This window comes from Solitalea lacus (assembly GCF_022014595.1).
In the GTDB taxonomy this organism is placed as follows: domain Bacteria; phylum Bacteroidota; class Bacteroidia; order Sphingobacteriales; family Sphingobacteriaceae; genus Solitalea; species Solitalea lacus.
In genome coordinates this window covers 3,550,230-3,570,233 of sequence record NZ_CP091740.1, presented here as the reverse complement: position 1 = coordinate 3,570,233, position 20,004 = coordinate 3,550,230, and the positions used below count along the sequence as shown (strand labels likewise).

The window sequence follows — 20,004 nt, the reverse complement described above, 5'->3', positions numbered from 1 at the left end:
AGGAATTCTAGCAAGCATTTTTAGTTTGTGTCGTATTCAGTTCTTATTTTTAACCCATATGTTAACCATCCAAAAGCTCCGGAAAAACTATCCGGGAAACGAACAATTTGCATTAGAAGATATCTCTTTTCGAATTAATAAAGGTGAAATTGTCAGTTTAGTTGGCGCCAGTGGAAGTGGAAAAAGTACTTTACTAAAGTTGATTTATGGAATATTGGATGCCAATAGCGGAGAAATCTGGTTTAATGAAAAACGTATTTTTGGACCGACCGTAAACCTGCTTCCCGGTACGAAGGGTATCCACTTTGTTCAACAAGATTATAATCTGAATCCTTACGCCAAGGTCTATGATAATATTTCACCTGTGTTGCCTAATACCGATTTGGATTATAAACACCGTCGGATTATGGAGGTACTGGAGTTACTTAATATTGGGGATTTAAAAGATAAACAGGCTGTAAACTTAAGTGGTGGGCAACAGCAACGGGTGGCTATTGCAAGAGCTCTGGCTTCAAATCCTGATTTGTTATTATTAGACGAACCATTCAGTAATTTGGATACAATTCTTAAAAATCATTTAAAACGTGATTTGGAGGTTTTGGTTCAAAAAACGGGTGTATCTATATTAATGGTTACTCACGACTCTACCGATGCTCTTTCTCTCTCTAATCGGATAATTGTAATGGAGAACGGGCAAATTGTACAAGAAGGAGCTCCTTATGAGGTTTATAATCAACCAAAGAATACATATGTAGCCCGTTTATTTGGGGCGGTAAATATTGTAGATGGAATGGCATTCTCCCGTACTTTTAATCGTGAACTGAACGGTAAAGGGAAAGTATTAATTCATTCACATGAAATCGCTATTTCAAAGACATCTGGTACTGCTGCAAAAGTTTTAAAGGTTGAATATAACGGAGGATTTGATTTATTAATAATGGAAGTTTCCGGATTTGATAGAAAATTGCAGGTTAATTATCCATTCGTAGGGCGTTTTAGCAAGGGCGATGAAGTATATATTAATGTAATGGATTACTTTGAAGTTGAAAACTAGGCCTTATTCATTTATTTACTATTTGCAGATAGTGATATAAAGGTCTTCGACTTTCTTTCTTGCCCAAGGAGTTTTTCTTAAGAACTTTAGGCTTGATTTTATACTTGGGTCACTAACAAAACAATTAATTCTGATTTTATACCCAAGTTCGGCCCAACCAAAATGGGCTACCAATTCATTCAAAATCGTTTCAAGTGTTTTGCCGTGTAAAGGGTCGTTTTTTTTTTGCTCAGACATAGATACAAAAATATTAAATAAAGGGAGGTTGACTGATGCATAATGCGAGAATAGTCGAAGAATTCAATATTGTCATGATTCAAAGCGAATCAATTCTCAGTAAAAAATAAAAATCCCGTAAGTTTTCACTTACGGGATTTTTAATAACATTTTAAAATGTTAATCTTCTACAACACCATCAGCAAGTAAAACCACTTTGTTTTTAAGTACCTCTACTACACCACCTTTAATGTTGAATAATTCCTGATTTTTGTTTGGTAAACGAATTTCTACTAAACCATTTTCTAAAGTAGAAATGATGGCTGCGTGATTTTCCCAAATTTGAAAAGAACCACCTTTGCCCGGTACTGTTACCGATATAACTTCGCCAGAAAAAACTTTTTTATCAGGTGTTAAAATATCTAAAGTCATAAGTCAAATTTGAGAATCTGAGAATTTGAAGATTTGAGCATGAATAATTTTCAAACTCCCAAATTTTCAAATCCTCAAATTAATATGATTACGCGTTTGCTTCAGCTAATAATTTTTTACCTTTTTCGATAGCATCTTCGATGGTACCTACAAGGTTGAATGCTGCTTCAGGATACTCGTCAACTTCGCCATCCATAATCATATTGAAGCCTTTGATAGTATCTTTAATATCAACCAATACACCTTTTAAGCCTGTAAACTGCTCAGCAACATGGAATGGTTGAGATAAGAAACGTTGTACACGACGAGCACGTGATACAGTTAATTTATCTTCTTCAGATAACTCATCCATACCAAGGATCGCGATGATGTCTTGTAACTCTTTATAACGTTGTAAGATGTTTTTAACACGTTGTGCAGTTCCGTAGTGAGCATCACCTAAAACAGCAGGAGAAAGGATACGTGAAGTTGAATCCAATGGATCCACTGCAGGATAGATACCTAACTCAGCAATTTTACGGCTCAATACAGTAGTTGCGTCCAAGTGGGCGAAAGTAGTTGCAGGAGCAGGGTCAGTTAAGTCGTCGGCAGGTACGTATACAGCTTGTACCGAAGTAATTGAACCACGTTTAGTTGAAGTAATACGCTCTTGCATTAAACCCATTTCAGTTGCAAGGGTTGGTTGGTAACCTACCGCTGAAGGCATACGGCCTAATAGCGCTGATACCTCTGAACCTGCTTGGGTGAAACGGAAAATGTTATCGATGAAGAAAAGGATATCACGACCACCTGATTGCTCATCTCCATCACGGAAGTATTCAGCTACAGTTAATCCTGAAAGAGCAACACGAGCACGTGCACCAGGAGGTTCGTTCATCTGACCGAACACCAATGTAGCTTTTGATTCTTTTAATTTCTCTTTGTCAACTTTGGATAGGTCCCAACCTCCAGATTCCATAGAGTGTTTGAACTCATCACCATAGTTAATTACGCCTGACTCAATGAACTCACGTAATAAGTCGTTACCTTCACGAGTACGCTCACCTACACCGGCAAATACTGATAAACCTGCATATGCTTTTGCAATGTTGTTTACCAACTCCATGATCAATACGGTTTTACCTACACCGGCACCACCGAATAAACCAATTTTACCACCTTTTGCATAAGGCTCTAACAAGTCGATAACTTTAATACCAGTGAAAAGTACTTCTGTTTCAGTACTTAATTGATCAAACTTAGGTGGTTTATTGTGGATTTCGTAACCGCCAGCGTTAGAAACTTGGTCAATTCCATCGATCGCTTCACCTACAACGTTGAACAAACGACCTTTAATGGCGTCACCTACAGGCATTTTAATAGCAGAACCGGTATCAACAGCATTCATTCCGCGTACTAAACCATCGGTTGAGTCCATCGCTACTGTACGCACGCGATCTTCTCCAAGGTGTTGTTGTACCTCTAATACAACGTTCTGTCCGTTCTCTTTTGTTACGATTAATGCGTCGTAAATCTTAGGTAAAGTAGCTTCGTCAGCAAAGCTAACGTCAACTACCGGACCAATGATCTGAGCAATTTTCCCAATATTTGGCATAATTTTGAACTTTTTTCTTTGTTATTAAGCCTTTTAAGGCTGAATTTTAAGTGTCGCAAAGATAAATTATTTTAAAGAATTTCAAACCCCTTTTTTTAATCATTTTTAATATCCTTTTATTGTCTACCAGATTGATCGGTTGAAAACGAAAAAGCAATTTGTTTTTAAAGCTTTGAGTAAGTTTAGTGCATTCTCCGTGCACTATCCGTACATTATCTACATCTACGTAGTAGTTGTGCGGCTTCTAATATCGGACTACATAAAGTCAAAGTTTGTGAATATGACAGATTGAACTTAATCTTTTGTTAACATTCATGTAATTATTGGGCAATCTTGTTTCGCTTGCTTTGCGCAACGTTAATAATAGTGGCAGAACAAGAGAATATACATCGTCTTAAGAGCGGCTCCGTAAGAAGTTTTGAAGAACTTTACGAAAGTTATCACAAGCGTTTATATGCTTATTTTCTTCAGCGAACTAAATCTGACGATCTATCCCAAGAGTTAGTTCAGCAGAGTTTTATTAAACTTTGGCGCAATACCCATAAATTATCTGATGATTATCCGGTTTCAGTGCAATTGTTCCGTATTGCCAGATCGGTAATGATTGATGAACTGAGGCGGCTGGCAAATGAAAGGAAAGCTTTAGAGGAATTCACTCAATCCTCGCAAATAATAAAGGAATCTGAGAATTTGGTTTTCAGCAAGTATTTGCAAGAGGAGATCAATGAGGCTATCAATGATTTGCCACCGATTCGTAAAAAAGTGTTTCAGTTAAGCCGAATGAACGGGCATTCTCATAAAGAAATTGCAGCAGAACTCTCCATTTCTTCTAAAACTGTTGAAGACCATATTTCAAAAGCAGTAAAACAGCTACGTAAGATTTTAAAATACAGTTTGTTCATATTTTAATTTCGAATCCCTGGTTGAGATAGCACGGTTCTTAGCTGCTACTGATAAGTTTTAGTTTCCTCCCCATAACATTACCAATTTATTCAGTTTCCATTAAATAATTATTAAGAGCAGGGGAACTATTCATATGAATCGTATTACAAGTGATTTTAATAAGATGATTGATCAGGAATTAATTAAACGTTTCACTGAAAACAAGTGTACAGCAGAAGAGGCTGAGCTTTTGGTAGCTTATTTTGCCAATAATCCTGCTGAACTGGATCGGTTTTTTCCTGAGAAAACATGGGTACAAATCCAGGAATATCCAGTATCAACTGAACTGTCAAAAAAGATGCTAAAAAATATCCTACAAACTGTTCAGGTGTCAATCGCCAGAATCTGGCTTGTACGTACGGCAGTAGCAGCATCGGTTGTTCTGGTGTCATTAAGCGCTTATTTTTTCAGTAAGCCATTACCTCATAAGGCCGAATACGTAGCTGAAATTACTGAACAGCATATGTTGAAGAAGCAGACTGTTCAATATGTACAGATTGTTAAGTCCAATAATTCAGCTGAAGATGAGCGGATCAGGCTTGATGACGGGTCGGTGATTATTCTTTCTTCGGGTAGCGAGGTAAGGTATAATCAACCATTTACCAATAAGCAGCGGAATATTGAACTAAAAGGATGTGCAACATTTAAAGTAGCAAAGGATAAAAGCAGACCATTTACTGTATTTGCAGGTGGTGTGGCAACCACAGCCTTAGGTACTTCTTTTAGAATAAACGCTGTAGAAGGAACTTCCCGTGTAAATGTAAAATTGTTTACCGGAAAAGTAGTGATTAAACCTATTACCGGAGCATTTAATAATAGTAAGCAGGCTGTTTTCCTTAACCCAGGCCAGCAGTTGGATATGAATGGGATGAAGGTACTTGTATCTGCCATAAAGCCGCGTAAGATAAATATTCCAGTATCCGAAGATTTAAGATCAGAAATAATAATTAATGGAGAGGAGATTTTGTTCAGTAAAGCGCCTCTGCCTTCAGTCTTTGCCCAGCTTTCCGAAATCTATCAGGTTTCCATCAAATGTGATCCTTTATTGAAAACCACCAGGTTTACCGGAGAAGTAAATAAAACAGATTCAATAATAAAGATTCTGAATGCCATTAGCCTTATGAATAACCTGAAAGTCATTACAGATGAAAAAAAAGGCTATACAATAAGTAAATAATCATAACTAAATAAAACCAGCGCTTTGCCTGTTGGCAAATGAAACATGTTAAAAAATGATGTAATGGAAATACTTTGTCTTAGTAAAATGAAAATCCGGACGTGTAATGGTCTGAAAAGTAGGCTCTTAAAAAGGTGTAGTGCAAGTTTGATGTTTTTAATACTATGCGTTCTCTGCATAAATGTTTACGCACAAAAGGGTGGCCCAAAAGTTACAGGGATTGTACAGGATGAAAAAGGAGAGGTGCTCCCAGGCGTAGTTGTTAAGGCGGAGAATAAAGCAACCGGCTATTCGAGTGCGGTTGCTACCAATGAAAATGGACTGTTTGCATTTGCTGAGTTACCTTCAGGAGGTCCTTACAGCTTCACCTTCACTTTTATAGGTCTTGAATCACAAACTTTTAATAACTATCAGGTTAAGGCAGGAGAGAAAATCTCCTTAATGGTTAAAATGAAAGAGAGTGCGAGCCAGCTGAAGGAAGTAGTAGTGGTAGGTTACGGAACGCAGAAAAAAGTGAATTTAACCGGAGCCATTAGTCAGATTGATGCAAAAGGAATAGAAGACCGGCCAGTGGCTAATATCACCCAGGCCCTGCAGGGAGCAGCTCCCAATGTAAACGTATCCTTTGGTGATGGTCGACCCGGTTCACAGGGTAAAATCAACGTCCGCGGAAATACTTCAATAAACGGCGGAGGAGAGCCCCTGGTGCTGATTGACGGTGTACCGGGCTCAATTAATACCATCAATCCTAAGGATGTTGAGAATATTTCGGTATTAAAAGATGCTGCTTCGGCTGCCATTTATGGAGCCCGCGGAGCCTTTGGGGTAGTACTAGTAACTACTAAGCAGCCTAAGAAGGGAAAGCTCAGTATAAACTACAGCAATAATTTTGGTTGGACAGCGCCTACCGTACGTACAGACTTTATCACCGATGGTTATGATGCTGCCATGTTGAACGATCAGGCTTTTTTGCGGGCAGTGGGTAATACTTATACCGGCTATACTGATGAGGATTACGCAGAACTTAAAAAAAGGAAAACCGATAAGTCACTGCCATCTGTAATTATTGATAACCGTAAAGGAAAAGATCAATATGTCTACTATGGAAGTACGGATTGGTGGAATACCATGTTCCGCAACACCCAAAACTCTATTGAGCATTCACTGAACTTATCCGGAGGAAGTGAAAAAATTGACTTTTTCCTCTCGGGACGTATGTATGAGAAGAATGGTATTATGAGAGTGAATCAGGATAGATATAATACCTATAATCTAAGGTCCAAAATCACCGGTCGGTTAACTGATTGGTTAACCGTAAATAATAACACTCAATATAATGCTTCAAAATATACCTATCCGGGATGGGGGGTGAACAGCAATTTCGTATCGGTTACGGTACATGCACTTCCTTCCTATCTACCGGTTAATCCTGATGGTACGGCAACTTATCGTACGGAGTTAAATAATTATACCGTAGGAGATGGAATTTATGCAGATCTGTTACATGGGAAATCAAAAGGCGGGGAGGAGAATAACGAATTTGTGAATACCATAGGTTTTTCAGCAAAGCTTGCCAAAGGACTAGAGTTATTAGGTAATTACAGCTTTACTTATAATCCATCCAGCGATTTTCAGCGGAGAACGCGCGCTCCATGGTCCATCTATCCGGGAGTGGTTGATTATATAGGCTTTGATCAATTAGGAGTGACTAATTATACCCGTCAGAGTCATGTTCTAAATGCTTACGCCAGCTATGATAAACAAGTCGGAAAACATTTGTTGAAATTTATGGCCGGCTATAATCAGGAGCTGCAAAGCTACAAACGCATGTATGGACTCAGAAAGGACCTGTTGTCGGAAGATTTAAATGATCTTACGCTGGGTTCAGGTGATCAGCAGGTGAGCGGTAATGCTAACGAGTGGGCCTTGCAGGGTGTTTTTTCAAGGGTAAATTATGTATTTGCCGATAAATACCTTTTGGAGTTTAACGGCAGGTATGATGGTACTTCCAAATTTCCCAAAGGAAACAGGTTTGGATTCTTTCCTTCAATTTCAGGTGGATGGCGCGTGAGTGAAGAACAGTTCTTTACCCAATTCAGAAAAGTTATGAATGACCTTAAAATCAGGGCTTCTTATGGTTCACTTGGCAACCAGCAGGAAGCGGGTATTTATGGTTATATTCCTTTATTGGGCAGGGGAACACTCGATTATATTATGGATGGAAAGAAACTGGAATATTTAACGGTTCCAGCACCTATATCACCTAATCTAACCTGGGAGAAATCGACCTCTACAAACATTGGAGCCGATATAGGCATGTTTAATAACAGGTTAACGGCTTCGTTTGATTGGTATATCCGAAACACTAAGGATATGCTGATCCCCGGAAAAACATTGCCGGCAGTTTTCGGCGCTTCATCACCGCGAGAAAATGCGGCCGATATGCGTACCAAAGGATGGGAACTTGCCCTGAATTGGAAAAACAGGACTACCCTTGCTAATAAACCGTTCTCGTACAATTTCGGTATAGGTTTGTCGGATTATACAGCTACGATCACCCGTTTCGATAATCCGGGTAACCTGTTGAGCAATTACTATGTGGGGCAGCAATTAGGGGAGATTTGGGGCTACAGCATCGACGGTTATTTTAGAACGGATGAAGAGGCGGCCGCTTACAAGATTGATCAATCGTACGTAAATCAGCAGCGGCTTAGAGCACCGGGACAATGGTCAAAATTATTAGCCGGTGATATGAAGTTTAAAGACCTGAATGGCGATAACATGGTAAATGCCGGTAAAAATACCCTTGACGACCATGGCGATCTTAAAGTTATAGGCAATTCTTTACCGCGTTATTCGTTCGGGATTACCGCAGATGCAAACTGGGGAGGTTTTGATCTATCGGTTTTCTTCCAGGGAATTGGTCGTCAAAATTGGTATCCGGGTACTAATGCTGATAAATTCTGGGGGCCTTATTCACGTCCATATTATTCGTTTATTCCTAAAGATTTTCAGGATAAGGTATGGTCGCCAGAAAATCCGAATGCTTATTTCCCGCTCTTAAGGGGATATGAGGCGCTTAATGACAGAGGAGAACTGCAAGTTAAGAATGATAGGTACATACAGGATCTAGCCTATATCCGGATGAAGAATCTTACAGTAGGTTATACTATACCTCCTTCTTTGCTTAATAAATTGAAGGTTTCAAGATGCCGGCTATACCTAAGCGGCGATAATCTGTTCACGTTCTCAAAGTTGAACAACGATTATATTGATCCTGAACAAGCCGCTTCAGATTATAACGGGCGTACGGTTGATGGCAACGCCAGGGTATATCCTTTCAGCAAAGTGTATTCACTGGGTATTGATTTGTCATTCTAACTCAAATAAATAAATTGAAAATATAGCTTAGACATGAAAAAAGTTAATTTATATATCATCATAGCCACTATACTATTGTCGGTAGCAGCGTGTAAAAAAGATTACCTGGACCGCCAGCCACTTTCCGATATATCGCCGGATAACTTCTTTAAAACGGAGAAGGATATGCAGCTTTATACAAATTCTTTTTACAGTCTTTTTCCAAGCGCCGAAGGAGTTTACAATGAAGACGTGGATAATATTGTGAAAACAGATCTTGGGGACATGCTTACCGGTAAACGTACGGTGCCAGTATCGGGCGGTTCATGGACCTGGGGCGAATTAAGGAAGATAAACTACTTCCTGGCAAATTATAATAAGTTTATCAATGGTCCTTCAGTGAAGAAATACGTGGCCATAGCCCGATTGTTCCGCGCCTATTTTTATTTTGATAAAGTATCAAAGTTTGGTGATGTACCCTGGTATTCGGGTGTGATAAACATTAATGATGAAGCTGCTTTGCAGAAAGCCAGGGATCCACGGACACTGGTGATGGACTCAGTACTTGCCGATATAAATTATGCCGTTGCAAACTTGGGTACTACAAGGAGTGTAGAGCAGGTAACCAAATGGACAGCCCTGGCGCTGAAATCAAGAATCTGCCTTTTTGAAGGAACATTCAGAAAATATCATACAGAGTTTAATTTACCGGAGGCTGATAAGTTTCTTAGAGAATCAGCTTCCGCTGCTGAAGAATTAATCAATAGTAAACAATACAGCATTTATAAAAGTACTCCTGATAAAGCCTACTTACAGCTTTTTTCATCAGCAAAGGCAATAGATCAGGAAATAATTCTAGCAAGACGCTTTAGTAATGAGTTGCAGATATGGCATAATCTTAACTACTATACAATTACAGCATCTTACGGTAAACCGGGTCTTGAAAAGAAACTGGTAAATAGCTATTTAATGAAAGACGGGACTCGCTTCACAGATATAGCCGGTTATGATAAGATGCAGTTTTATGACGAGACACAAAATCGTGATCCCCGCTTGTCGCAAACAATACGTACACCCGGATACACCCGGATTGGCAATACAAATAAGTTGGTTCCTTCATTCGGGGCTTCAGTAACCGGATACCAGTTGATTAAGTTTGTAACTGAAGAAACCTACGATTCGTTTAACCGATCTTCGAATGATATGCCGTTGTTTCGTTATGGCGAGGTGTTGTTGAATTATGCGGAGGCTAAAGCAGAATTGGGAGAATTAACCCAGGCTGATATTGATAAATCGGTTAAGCTGTTACGCGACAGGGTAGGGATGCCTAACCTTGATATGGCTATGGCTAATGCAACCCCTGATTCATATTTGGCCGGACAGTACACGCATGTAAGCGGTGGCAATAAAGGTATATTGTTAGAAATTCGCAGGGAGCGTAGAATAGAACTTGTAATGGAAAGTTTTAGATGGAATGATTTGTTGAGATGGAAAGAGGGGCATTTATTAGCTGAACAATATAAAGGAATGTGTTTTACAGGACTGGGTAAGTATGATCTTGATAAGGATGGTCAGGTTGATGTAGAGATTTATACTGGTACCAAACCGAGTGCTAAGGGGCCACAATACCTAAAATTGGGAAGTGAAATAATATTGGAAAATAATCAATCAGGCGGTTTAATACTTGTAAACCCAAGCATTGCCAAGACTTTTGATGAAGCGAGAGATTATCTATATCCGATTCCCATTCAGGAACGATTACTGAATAAAAATCTTACCCAAAATCCAGGCTGGTTGGATGGGGTTAACTAATGAAAACACATACAACGACGAACATAAATTTTTGATTAACAAAGTGAAGTGATTAGTTTAAATCTCAATTTAAAATGAAGTATATAAATAAATTAGTCCTTTTGATGCTCCTTTTAATTGGAGCTGGTGAAAATATTAATGCCGCCAACAACAATGAAAAGCCTAAAGATTCCGGTCTTAGGGTAATGACGTATAATGTGCATCATTGCAATCCGCCTTCGGAAGGTTCTAAAATAGATCTTGCTGCAATAGCCAGAGTGATTAATGCCGCAAAGCCTGATCTTGTTGCTTTACAGGAGATAGATGTGCATACAAGCCGTTCGGGTAAAGAGATGCACCAGGCCCGTGAGCTGGCCCGTTTAACCGGTATGTATTCGTTCTTTGCTAAAGGTATTGATTTTCAGGGTGGGGAATACGGTATAGCAGTGCTCTCTAAATATCCGGTGCTTGATTCGGTTGCTTATGCCTTACCAATGCAAGAGGGAGCTGGTGGAGAACCGCGTGCTTTAGCAGTTATTACGGTAGCGTTAAAAGATGGAAGGAAAGTAAAGTTTGCCGCAACCCATCTCGATCTTAAACCTGAAAACAGAATGCTGCAGGTTCAGAAAATTGCTGAATTGTTTAAAAATGAGAAACAGCCGGTAATTTTATGCGGCGATTTTAATGCCGTGCCAGGTTCAGAACCCATTAATTATACCGATCAGTTCTTTAAACGCAGCTGCATGCAAAATTGTGCACCTACCATCCCAGTGATTAATCCTGATCGGGAGATCGACTTTATTATGTATACGCCTTCTATAATTAAGGTGTTATCGCATCAGGTGATCTCTGAAACCTATGCATCTGATCATTTACCGGTAGTGGCCGAATTAAAGTTAAAATGATTTTAGATTTTGGATTTTAGATTTTGGATTGAGACAACTTATATGTTATAATCCGAAATCTACAATCCGAAAAATATATAGAAAACCCAACTACATTACAATGAAATTAAACCGTTTCTTTTTCACGTTGGTACTGGTACTGGCGTGTTGTACAAGGCTGGCTTACGCACAAGCCTTAAAAGTTAGTACCTATAACCTTCGGTTCGATAATCCGGGTGATGCCGGTAATTTATGGGTTGACAGGGCTCCGATTGTTGCCGCTCTCATCCGTTTTCACGACTTTGATGTTTTTGGAACCCAGGAAGCTTTAAAGCACCAATTGGATGATATCACCAATACAATGCCGCAATACGAACGTTATGGTATTGGCCGTGATGATGGTAAGGATAAAGGTGAGCATTCGGCAATTTTCTTTAAGAAAGATAAGTTCAGGTTATTAAATAAAGGCGATTTCTGGCTTTCTCAAACTCCCGATAAGCCTTCATTGGGCTGGGATGCTACCTGCTGCAACCGTATTTGCTCATGGGTTTATTTACAGGATATAAAGACAAAACGGAAATTTTATTTCTTTAACGCTCATTATGATCATCAGGGTGTTGTGGCTCGTAACGAAGGCAGTAAATTGATATTAGCCAAAATCAAAGCAATTGCCGGAAATGAACCGGTTGTTTTAACCGGCGATTTTAATGCTACACCCGACAGCGAATGTTATAAGAATATCGCCAATTCAGGTGTGCTGAAAGATACCTTTAAAGAAGTTAACTATCCCTATGTTAACAATGGCTCATTCAATGGGTTCGGGAAGCAGGTAGATAAAAATGAGGTCATTGATCATATTTTCGTATCCAAGGCCATTAAAGTACTTAAATGGGGCGTGCTTACTGATACCTACCATGGTAAATTCCCCTCTGATCATTTTCCGGTAATGGCTGAGTTAAGCTTTTAATAAAAGAGATGTATAAGCTTGTTTTTAAGCATTCCCAGGAAGTGTGTCCCTTTGTGAAGCCAGCCATTGAAAATATTCATTTTTTATCACATGCCATCCAGAAGTAAACGGTCGTAGTGTAGAAAATTTGGAACAATTGTTATTATCCTACTATTGATTTTTTAAAAAATGGCTTCTTTTCTGTTGGAGACAGAATGAAGAAAACATTACTGGCTGTATTCAATAATATTCCGGATGATGAGTCGTGTATTTTAGATGTGGTTCACAGCAATATTAAAGACAAGTATGTAGAAAACGGTTTGATGATTGGATAGTTTCATCTGGGAAAATTCAGACAAGAAATGTCTTCCATCGAGATTTACTTTAATGAGAATGAGTTGAAAGCTAGTTTGTTAAAAAAAACTAATGGTAATTTTGAGTTTTTCGTCCCATCTTGCACTGAATAACTCACTATTTATGTCAAAAAAAGTACTGATTACAGGCAGCAACGGATTGTTAGGGCAAAAGCTTCTGGATAAATTAAGAAATAATCCTGAATATTTGGTGATAGCGACAGCCAAAGGGGCCGACCGATATCGTGAAACAGGATATGTCTATGAGAGCTTAGATATAACTAATCAAGTTGAAGTAGAATCAGTCATGTTAAAGCATCGTCCTGATCATTTGATTCACACAGCAGCAATGACCAATGTTGATGCTTGTGAAGCGGAACGTGAACTTTGTAAAAAATTGAATGTTGATGCTGTTCAATATTTTATTGATGCCTGCAAGCAAACCAACTCTCACTTTATTCATCTTTCAACTGATTTTATTTTTGACGGGGCGAACGGGCCTTATGATGAAGAAGCATCTCCTAATCCATTAAGTTATTACGGACAAACCAAGCTGGAGTCGGAAGAGTTATTAAAAGATAGCGAAATCGATTACGCTATTTTACGAACCATTATCGTGTTTGGTGTAGTAAAAGATATGAGCCGCAGCAATATTGTATTGTGGGCCAAAGCTGCTTTAGAAAAGGGACAGAATATAAATGTGGTGAATGATCAATATCGAAATCCTACTTTAGCCGAGGATTTGGCAGATGCCTGTATTCTGGCTATGGAAAAAAGAGTGAAGGGGATTTTTAATGCCTCAGGTAAGGATTTTATGAGCATTTTGGAAATTGTTGAACGAATTGCTGATTTCTGGAAATTAGATAAATCATTGATCAACCCTATCTCTGCAGATACTTTAAATCAACCGGCGAAACGTCCGGTAAAAACAGGTTTTGTTTTAGATAAATCGATAAAAGAATTAGGATATAGCCCTCGTTCGTTTGAAGAAGGTTTGATGATTGTTGATGAGCAGTTGTCTTTGATTAAATAATTTTTGTTAGATTATCGATGTTTTAATAGATTGCTCTACATTTAAATAAAACCAATATAGTTATGGCATTAAAAGTTGGAGATCAGGCTCCCGATTTTAAATTGTTTAGTTCGGATAACACAGTAGTATCGCTTAATGATTTTAAGGGTAAAAAAGTGATACTTCATTTCTTTCCATTGGCATTTACAAGCATTTGTACCGAGCAACTTTGTACTATGCGTGATAAATTCGGGTATTATAAAAAATTGAATGCTCAAGTACTTGGTATTTCAGTAGATACTCCATTTACTTTGGCAAAGTTTAAAGAAGATAATAATTATCAATTTCCCCTGCTTTCTGATTTTAATAAGGAAGTTTCCAATGCATATGATGCGCAATATGAAACCTTTGTATTAGGTTTAAAAGGAGTTGCCAAACGTGCAGCCTTTGTTATTGATGAGCAAGGAACTATTAAATATGCAGAAGTGTTAGAGAACGCAGGTGAACTACCGGATTTTACAGCAATTGATGCTATTGTAAACTCTTAATTCAATTTTTAGCATAATATTAACTACTTAGGAGAGTTGCTGCGAAAAGTAGCAGCTCTTTTTGTTTATAAATACTACTTTACTAAATGACTAAATATGATTTAATAACTATTGGCTAAAAGTTATATTTTGAATTTATTTTTTTTTCATCTTTATGCGGTAGAAACATTCTATCGTTTATTAACTATACTGAGCCAAAATGGAACCATTTACTATTGTACTATCTGTTGTAGGGGCTGTAATAGCACTTTTTGTTTTTCTTTATCTTTTTCCGGTAAACCTATGGTTTACTGCCTGGCTGTCAGGAGCACCTATAAGTTTAATTACCTTGGTGCTGATGCGCTTGCGAAAAGTTCCGCCTGCACTGGTAGTAAATGCTATGATCACTTCGACCAAAGCCGGATTAAAGATCACAAGCAATGATATTGAAACACACTACCTTGCCGGAGGGCATGTGAATAATGTAATTAAAGCATTGATTTCAGCTGATAAAGCAAACATTCCGTTGGATTTTAAACTGGCTACGGCCATAGACCTTGCTGGACGCGATGTATTTGATGCCGTGCAATTATCGGTTAATCCCCGCGTAATCAATACGCCACCGGTTGCTGCGGTAGCAAAAGATGGTATTCAGTTAGTTGCTAAAGCCCGTGTTACAGTTCGTGCTAACATTAACCAATTAGTAGGTGGTGCCGGTGAGGAAACTATTTTAGCCCGTGTTGGTGAAGGAATTGTAACCACTATCGGTTCGGCTTCTAGTCACAAGGAAGTATTGGAAAATCCTGATCGAATTTCAAAAGTAGTATTGGGAAAAGGCCTGGATTCAGGAACGGCTTTCGAAATTCTTTCTATTGATATTGCCGACATTGATATTGGTGAAAACATCGGCGCTAAATTACAAGCAGACCAGGCCGAAGCCGATTTAAAAGTGGCAAACGCCCGTGCCGAAGAGCGCCGCGCTATGGCTGTTGCTTTAGAGCAAGAAATGCGTGCAAAAGCACAAGACGCGCGTGCAAGGGTAATTGAAGCTGAAGCGGAAGTTCCTAAAGCAATGGCTGATGCCTTTAAAGCGGGTAATATGGGTATTATGGATTATTACCGCATGCAAAATATGAAAGCCGATACAGAAATGCGTGAATCCATTTCAAAACCTAAAGGCGGGGAAACCAAGAAATAAGGTAGTTCTTACTATTTAAGGATATAGAAAAGGTTTCGGTTAATCCATCGAAACCTTTTCTTTTGAGAGAAATCAACTCTCTAGGTAATAATGAAGTTTATATGGCAAGTTTACCTTCTCTCCCTACGTTATAAATGTTGGTTTAAGTGGATCTTTAGTTAACCTCTGTTCTCGCGCGTCTGTGACGTGTTCGAAAGAATACGAATGGATGATCCATTCTTCCTGTTGCTTGTTTAAGAAGAAACCGTATATTCGCAACGTACTATGGTAAACTTTAGGGGTGTCTGTAACCAGCCAGACTGAGATAATACCCTTTGAACCTGATGCAGTTCATACTGACGTAGGGAAAAGTTTACGGCGGAACCTTATGGTTTGGCCTTTTCATGATTTTGCTCGCCTTAATTGGTTTTAGCACTTCCTGAAGTTTACCCCAAAACTTATTTACATGGAAGTGTTTGTAAACAAAACGCCTTATCAGTTTTCGGAACAAGAACTTAAACTAAGCTTTTTACTTTCAGTACTTAACCTGCTTGAAAAGCGTGGAATTGCTGTTGCCCTCAACAATCGTGTGATTCCTCGAAGTAGCTGGAGTACCACTCTCGTTCCTGAATCAGCTCATATAACCATAGTAACAGCCAGTCAGGGTGGTTAAAATATTCCCATAATCTTAAGCATTTGATTTAAATCCCTATTTCATATTATAAAATGAAAAACAACAGCCAACAACCGCAAAATCATGTAATTAGCCGTGAGCCGTTTCCTGCGTCGGAAAAAATTTATGTAAAAGGTTCAAATCATGATATAGAAGTGGCCATGCGTAAGATCAGTTTAAATGATACGCAGCCTTTTGATAAAACAAAGCCTCCGGTTAAGAATGCCCCGGTGGTAGTGTATGATACCTCTGGTCCGTATACAGATTCTCAACAAGAGATTGATGTAAGAAAGGGATTGCCTCAACTGCGTCGCAATTGGATTAGAAAGCGCAACGACGTGGAGCAATTAGCACAGCTTAGTTCAGAATACGGACAAAAGCAGTTGAATAATCCTAAACTCGAAGATATTCGCTTTCCAAATTTAGGGTTGCCGTTGAAAGCAAAACCAGGAAAAAATGTAAGCCAAATGCATTATGCCAAACAAGGCATTATCACGGCTGAGATGGAATATGTTGCCATTCGTGAAAATCAACTTTTAGAAACAGCGTATAAACAACATCCTGGAGAATCCTTTGGTGCCAGAACGCCTCGCGGGCCTATCACCCCTGAGTTTGTACGTGAGGAAATTGCGGCAGGCCGGGCCATAATTCCTGCTAACATCAACCATCCTGAAATTGAACCGATGATTATCGGTCGCAACTTTCTGGTTAAAATCAATGCCAATATTGGAAATTCAGCAGTTACCTCTTCTATTGAAGAAGAAGTAGAAAAATCAGTGTGGGCCTGTCGTTGGGGTGCTGATACTATTATGGATTTAAGTACTGGGGCTAACATTCATGAAACGCGTGAATGGGTGCTACGCAATTCACCAGTTCCTATTGGAACTGTTCCAATTTACCAGGCCTTAGAAAAAGTAAACGGAAAAGTGGAAGACTTAAGTTGGGAAATCTTCCGTGATACATTGATAGAGCAAGCAGAACAGGGAGTGGATTATTTTACCATTCATGCAGGAGTGCGTTTACAATTCGTACCGCTTACGGCTAATCGGGTTACAGGAATTGTTTCTCGTGGCGGTTCTATCATGGCAGGTTGGTGTTTGGCTCATCATAAGGAAAACTTCCTCTATACTCATTTTGAAGAAATTTGTGAGATTATGAAGGCTTATGATGTTTCTTTCTCCTTAGGTGATGGATTACGTCCAGGTTCGATTTATGACGCCAATGATGAAGCGCAATTTGCTGAATTAAAAACTTTGGGTGAGCTAACCAAAATAGCCTGGAAACATGATGTTCAGGTAATGATTGAGGGCCCTGGGCATGTGCCTATGCAAATGATTAAAGAAAATATGGATTTGCAATTGCAGCACTGCTACGAAGCTCCTTTTTATACTTTAGGTCCACTTACAACTGATATAGCTCCAGGATACGATCATATAACATCTGCCATTGGGGCGGCACAAATCGGTTGGTATGGCTGTGCGATGTTATGTTATGTAACACCTAAAGAGCATTTGGGTTTACCGAATAAAGAAGATGTGCGTACAGGTGTAATTACCTATAAAATTGCGGCCCATGCGGCTGATTTGGCTAAAGGGCATCCGGGAGCACAATTACGCGATGACGCCTTGAGTAAAGCTCGTTTTGAATTCCGCTGGAATGATCAGTTTAATTTGTCTTTGGATCCTGAAACTGCTCGAAGTTATCACGATGAAACATTGCCTGCTGAAGGTGCTAAAACGGCTCACTTTTGTTCTATGTGTGGACCTAAGTTTTGTTCAATGAAAATTTCGCAAGAGATCAAAGACAATAATGCCGAAACTTTGGAGGAAATGAGCAATAAGGCAAAAGAGTTTGCAGAAAGCGGTTTTAATATTTACAGCTAGGTTGCTTTTAAATTGTTAGGTAGATGCCCCCCCTTAAGATTAGAGTTATATCAATGGAAGTTCCCTCTGAAAATGAAGTCAGTTTATTGCTGGCTATGCAAGAAGTGTATCCTTTTTTGATTCATTTCAGAAAGCCAATGTTGACGACTGATGAATTAGGGAATGTATTGGAGCAATGGCCGGATATGCTGCGAAAGCAGGTGTTTGTGCATGCTGCAGATTGGCATCCGTCATTTGAAGGACTTGCTGGATGGCATTTACCTAAAAATGCTCGATTAAACCTAACAATAGAGCAATTCGGGTTTTATAAACAAACATGCTGTGAGCATAATCTGAAAACGTCATCAGGAGCGCATTCGCTGCTCGAACTACAGCAGCTTAGTCAATTCGATTGGGTTTTGTGCAGTCCGGTCTTTGACAGTATTTCCAAAGTGGGGCATCATGCTGAAGAGAACTGGATTGTAGATCAACATGACCTGGAATCGGCTGTAGCTCTGGGTGGAGTAACACCTGCCCATTTTAACGAAATAATAAACCGGAGATTTCAGCATGCGGCCCTTTTAGGCTACATATGGAATTTTCATAATCCTTTGCAACGATGGAAAAATTGTGTGACCGCCCTTATGTGCTAACTATTGCCGGTTTTGATCCTACTGGAGGAGCCGGGCTGGTTGCAGACTGCAAAACATTTGAGCAGCTAGGAGTAATGGGACTTTCGGTTTGTACTGCTGTAACCGTGCAAACCGAAGAGCAAGTCTTCAATGTAGATTGGTTAAGCCCGCAATCAATAATCAATCAGCTTAACCCCCTTTTAAGCAGATACCCTGTGGAATATGTTAAGGTAGGTATCATCCAAAATTGGGAAGTTTTAAGCGAAATAGTAGAGGTAGCAAAGAAAATCAGACCCAATCTGAAGTTTATTGTTGATCCGGTTTTGGGTCCCTCAATGGGAACCCCTTTTCATAATGTAGTGGGCCTCGAAAGTTCATTGATGCATCTGGCATTGTTAACTCCTAACGTTCCTGAGATGCAAGAAATGACGGTTAATGAAAATGCAATTGAAGCTGCAGTGTTGTGGTCGGCAAAATGCCCTGTACTTTTAAAGGGAGGGCATTCTTCGACAACTCCGGGAACCGACTTACTCATCGTAAACGGACAGATAACAGAACTAAACCCCTTAGGGCCAATGGGCAGTCCTAAACATGGTACAGGATGCTGTTTATCAGCGGCTATCACAGCTCAACTTGCCAATGGGCAATCATTGGAAAACGCCTGCTTAGAGGCAAAAAAATATGTGTATCGGTTAATTCATTCAAATCAAACATTGTTAGCTTATCATGCAAATAGCTAGTTTACAGTATATCTCTCAAGGTGCTACGCCTGCCGAACATCTTCAAAATATTCAAAAATCATTGAATGCAGGTTGCCGCTGGATTCAGCTCAGGCTTAAAAACTATGATGATAATGTTATTTTGTCATCGGCCCTGCAAGCCTTGCAAGTATGTAAGGCCGCAAATGCGGTGTTAATTATTAATGATCGTCCGGATATTGCAAAAGCAATAGGGGCTCATGGCGTGCATTTAGGTAAAAAAGACTCGTCTCCACTTGATGTACGTGAAGCTTTAGGTTCGGATTTTATTATTGGAGGTACAGCCAACACGATTGATGACATTCGAGCACTGTCTGGAATGGGAGTAAATTATATTGGTTTGGGCCCTTACCGGTTTACAACTACAAAACAAAACCTAAGCCCTTTGTTAGGTTTACAAGGTTATCAAGCGATTTTGAAACAGATGAAAACAGAAGCTTTGGAATTGCCGGTAATTGCAATTGGCGGATTGACCATTGACGATGTTGAAGGGTTAAAAGAGGCCGGGGTTTATGGAGTGGCAGTTTCATCAGTTATTACACATGCTGAAGATGCGTGTGTAATGGTTCAAGAGTTTGAAAATAAAATATCATCAACATCTCAACTTATCTGAA

19 protein-coding genes and 1 riboswitch are annotated in these 20,004 nt (G+C 39.3%); of the genes, 16 read left to right on the top strand and 3 right to left on the bottom strand.

The features are described from left to right. Nucleotides 1-58: 58 nt before the first annotated feature. Nucleotides 59-1,054 carry an ABC transporter ATP-binding protein gene (locus L2B55_RS15325; RefSeq protein WP_237847044.1) on the top strand — a complete coding sequence of 332 codons (996 nt, stop codon included), beginning with the start codon at nt 59-61 and terminating at the stop codon, nt 1,052-1,054. A gap of 18 nt (nt 1,055-1,072) precedes the next feature. Here L2B55_RS15325 and L2B55_RS15320 read toward each other — a convergent pair whose 3' ends face one another. From L2B55_RS15320 to atpD, 3 genes are all read right to left on the bottom strand, one after another. Continuing rightward, nucleotides 1,073-1,291, bottom strand: a complete 219-nt coding sequence (locus L2B55_RS15320) for a VF530 family protein (RefSeq protein WP_237847043.1) — start codon at nt 1,289-1,291, stop codon at nt 1,073-1,075. Between the two features lie 159 nt (nt 1,292-1,450). Next, nucleotides 1,451-1,702: an ATP synthase F1 subunit epsilon gene (gene atpC / locus L2B55_RS15315; RefSeq protein WP_237847042.1), complete on the bottom strand. Its 252-nt coding sequence runs from the start codon at nt 1,700-1,702 to the stop codon at nt 1,451-1,453. Nucleotides 1,703-1,790: 88 nt separating this feature from the next. Continuing rightward, complete coding sequence (gene atpD, locus L2B55_RS15310) at nt 1,791-3,296, bottom strand: F0F1 ATP synthase subunit beta (protein WP_237847041.1); 1,506 nt, start codon at nt 3,294-3,296, stop codon at nt 1,791-1,793. A gap of 366 nt (nt 3,297-3,662) precedes the next feature. Here atpD and L2B55_RS15305 point away from each other — a divergent pair, with 366 nt between their 5' ends. The 15 genes from L2B55_RS15305 to L2B55_RS15240 all read left to right on the top strand — a co-directional run bounded on the left by L2B55_RS15305 (nt 3,663) and on the right by L2B55_RS15240 (nt 20,003). Continuing rightward, complete coding sequence (locus tag L2B55_RS15305) at nt 3,663-4,205, top strand: RNA polymerase sigma factor (protein WP_237847040.1); 543 nt, start codon at nt 3,663-3,665, stop codon at nt 4,203-4,205. 127 nt (nt 4,206-4,332) lie between these two features. After that, nucleotides 4,333-5,415 carry a FecR family protein gene (locus tag L2B55_RS15300; RefSeq protein ID WP_237847038.1) on the top strand — a complete coding sequence of 361 codons (1,083 nt, stop codon included), beginning with the start codon at nt 4,333-4,335 and terminating at the stop codon, nt 5,413-5,415. Nucleotides 5,416-5,565: 150 nt separating this feature from the next. Next, nucleotides 5,566-8,796: a SusC/RagA family TonB-linked outer membrane protein gene (locus tag L2B55_RS15295; RefSeq protein ID WP_237847037.1), complete on the top strand. Its 3,231-nt coding sequence runs from the start codon at nt 5,566-5,568 to the stop codon at nt 8,794-8,796. A 33-nt stretch (nt 8,797-8,829) separates the two neighbouring features. Beyond that, the gene (locus L2B55_RS15290) at nt 8,830-10,587 is read left to right on the top strand and encodes a RagB/SusD family nutrient uptake outer membrane protein (protein WP_237847036.1); all 1,758 of its coding nucleotides are present in this window, start codon (nt 8,830-8,832) and stop codon (nt 10,585-10,587) included. A gap of 74 nt (nt 10,588-10,661) precedes the next feature. After that, complete coding sequence (locus tag L2B55_RS15285; protein ID WP_237847035.1) at nt 10,662-11,471, top strand: endonuclease/exonuclease/phosphatase family protein; 810 nt, start codon at nt 10,662-10,664, stop codon at nt 11,469-11,471. A 100-nt stretch (nt 11,472-11,571) separates the two neighbouring features. Further along, nucleotides 11,572-12,417, top strand: a complete 846-nt coding sequence (locus tag L2B55_RS15280) for an endonuclease/exonuclease/phosphatase family protein (RefSeq protein WP_237847034.1) — start codon at nt 11,572-11,574, stop codon at nt 12,415-12,417. Between the two features lie 194 nt (nt 12,418-12,611). After that, on the top strand, nt 12,612-12,731 hold the full coding sequence (locus L2B55_RS19000; RefSeq protein WP_338092185.1) for a DUF6875 domain-containing protein: 120 nt from the start codon (nt 12,612-12,614) through the stop codon (nt 12,729-12,731). A gap of 142 nt (nt 12,732-12,873) precedes the next feature. After that, the gene (locus L2B55_RS15275) at nt 12,874-13,782 is read left to right on the top strand and encodes an SDR family oxidoreductase (protein WP_237847033.1); all 909 of its coding nucleotides are present in this window, start codon (nt 12,874-12,876) and stop codon (nt 13,780-13,782) included. Between the two features lie 62 nt (nt 13,783-13,844). Then, a complete protein-coding gene (locus tag L2B55_RS15270; RefSeq protein WP_237847032.1) occupies nt 13,845-14,309 on the top strand; it encodes a redoxin domain-containing protein in 465 nt (154 codons plus the stop codon). A 199-nt stretch (nt 14,310-14,508) separates the two neighbouring features. After that, nucleotides 14,509-15,486 (top strand): flotillin-like protein FloA, encoded by a 978-nt coding sequence (floA, locus tag L2B55_RS15265; protein WP_237847031.1) that lies wholly within the window; start codon nt 14,509-14,511, stop codon nt 15,484-15,486. 266 nt (nt 15,487-15,752) lie between these two features. Then, nucleotides 15,753-15,850, top strand: a riboswitch (TPP riboswitch). Nucleotides 15,851-15,931: 81 nt separating this feature from the next. Continuing rightward, on the top strand, nt 15,932-16,138 hold the full coding sequence (thiS, locus tag L2B55_RS15260; RefSeq protein ID WP_237847030.1) for a sulfur carrier protein ThiS: 207 nt from the start codon (nt 15,932-15,934) through the stop codon (nt 16,136-16,138). Nucleotides 16,139-16,191: 53 nt separating this feature from the next. Further along, a complete protein-coding gene (gene thiC / locus L2B55_RS15255; protein WP_237847029.1) occupies nt 16,192-18,021 on the top strand; it encodes a phosphomethylpyrimidine synthase ThiC in 1,830 nt (609 codons plus the stop codon). A gap of 53 nt (nt 18,022-18,074) precedes the next feature. Next, nucleotides 18,075-18,653: a beta/alpha barrel domain-containing protein gene (locus L2B55_RS15250; protein WP_237847028.1), complete on the top strand. Its 579-nt coding sequence runs from the start codon at nt 18,075-18,077 to the stop codon at nt 18,651-18,653. Continuing rightward, nucleotides 18,620-19,372: a hydroxymethylpyrimidine/phosphomethylpyrimidine kinase gene (locus L2B55_RS15245; protein ID WP_237847026.1), complete on the top strand. Its 753-nt coding sequence runs from the start codon at nt 18,620-18,622 to the stop codon at nt 19,370-19,372. The genes L2B55_RS15250 and L2B55_RS15245 overlap by 34 nt, the downstream gene beginning before the upstream one ends. Continuing rightward, entirely contained in the window at nt 19,359-20,003 is a 645-nt protein-coding gene (locus L2B55_RS15240) for a thiamine phosphate synthase (RefSeq protein ID WP_237847025.1), read from the top strand. The genes L2B55_RS15245 and L2B55_RS15240 overlap by 14 nt, the downstream gene beginning before the upstream one ends. Nucleotide 20,004: the final 1 nt, after the last annotated feature.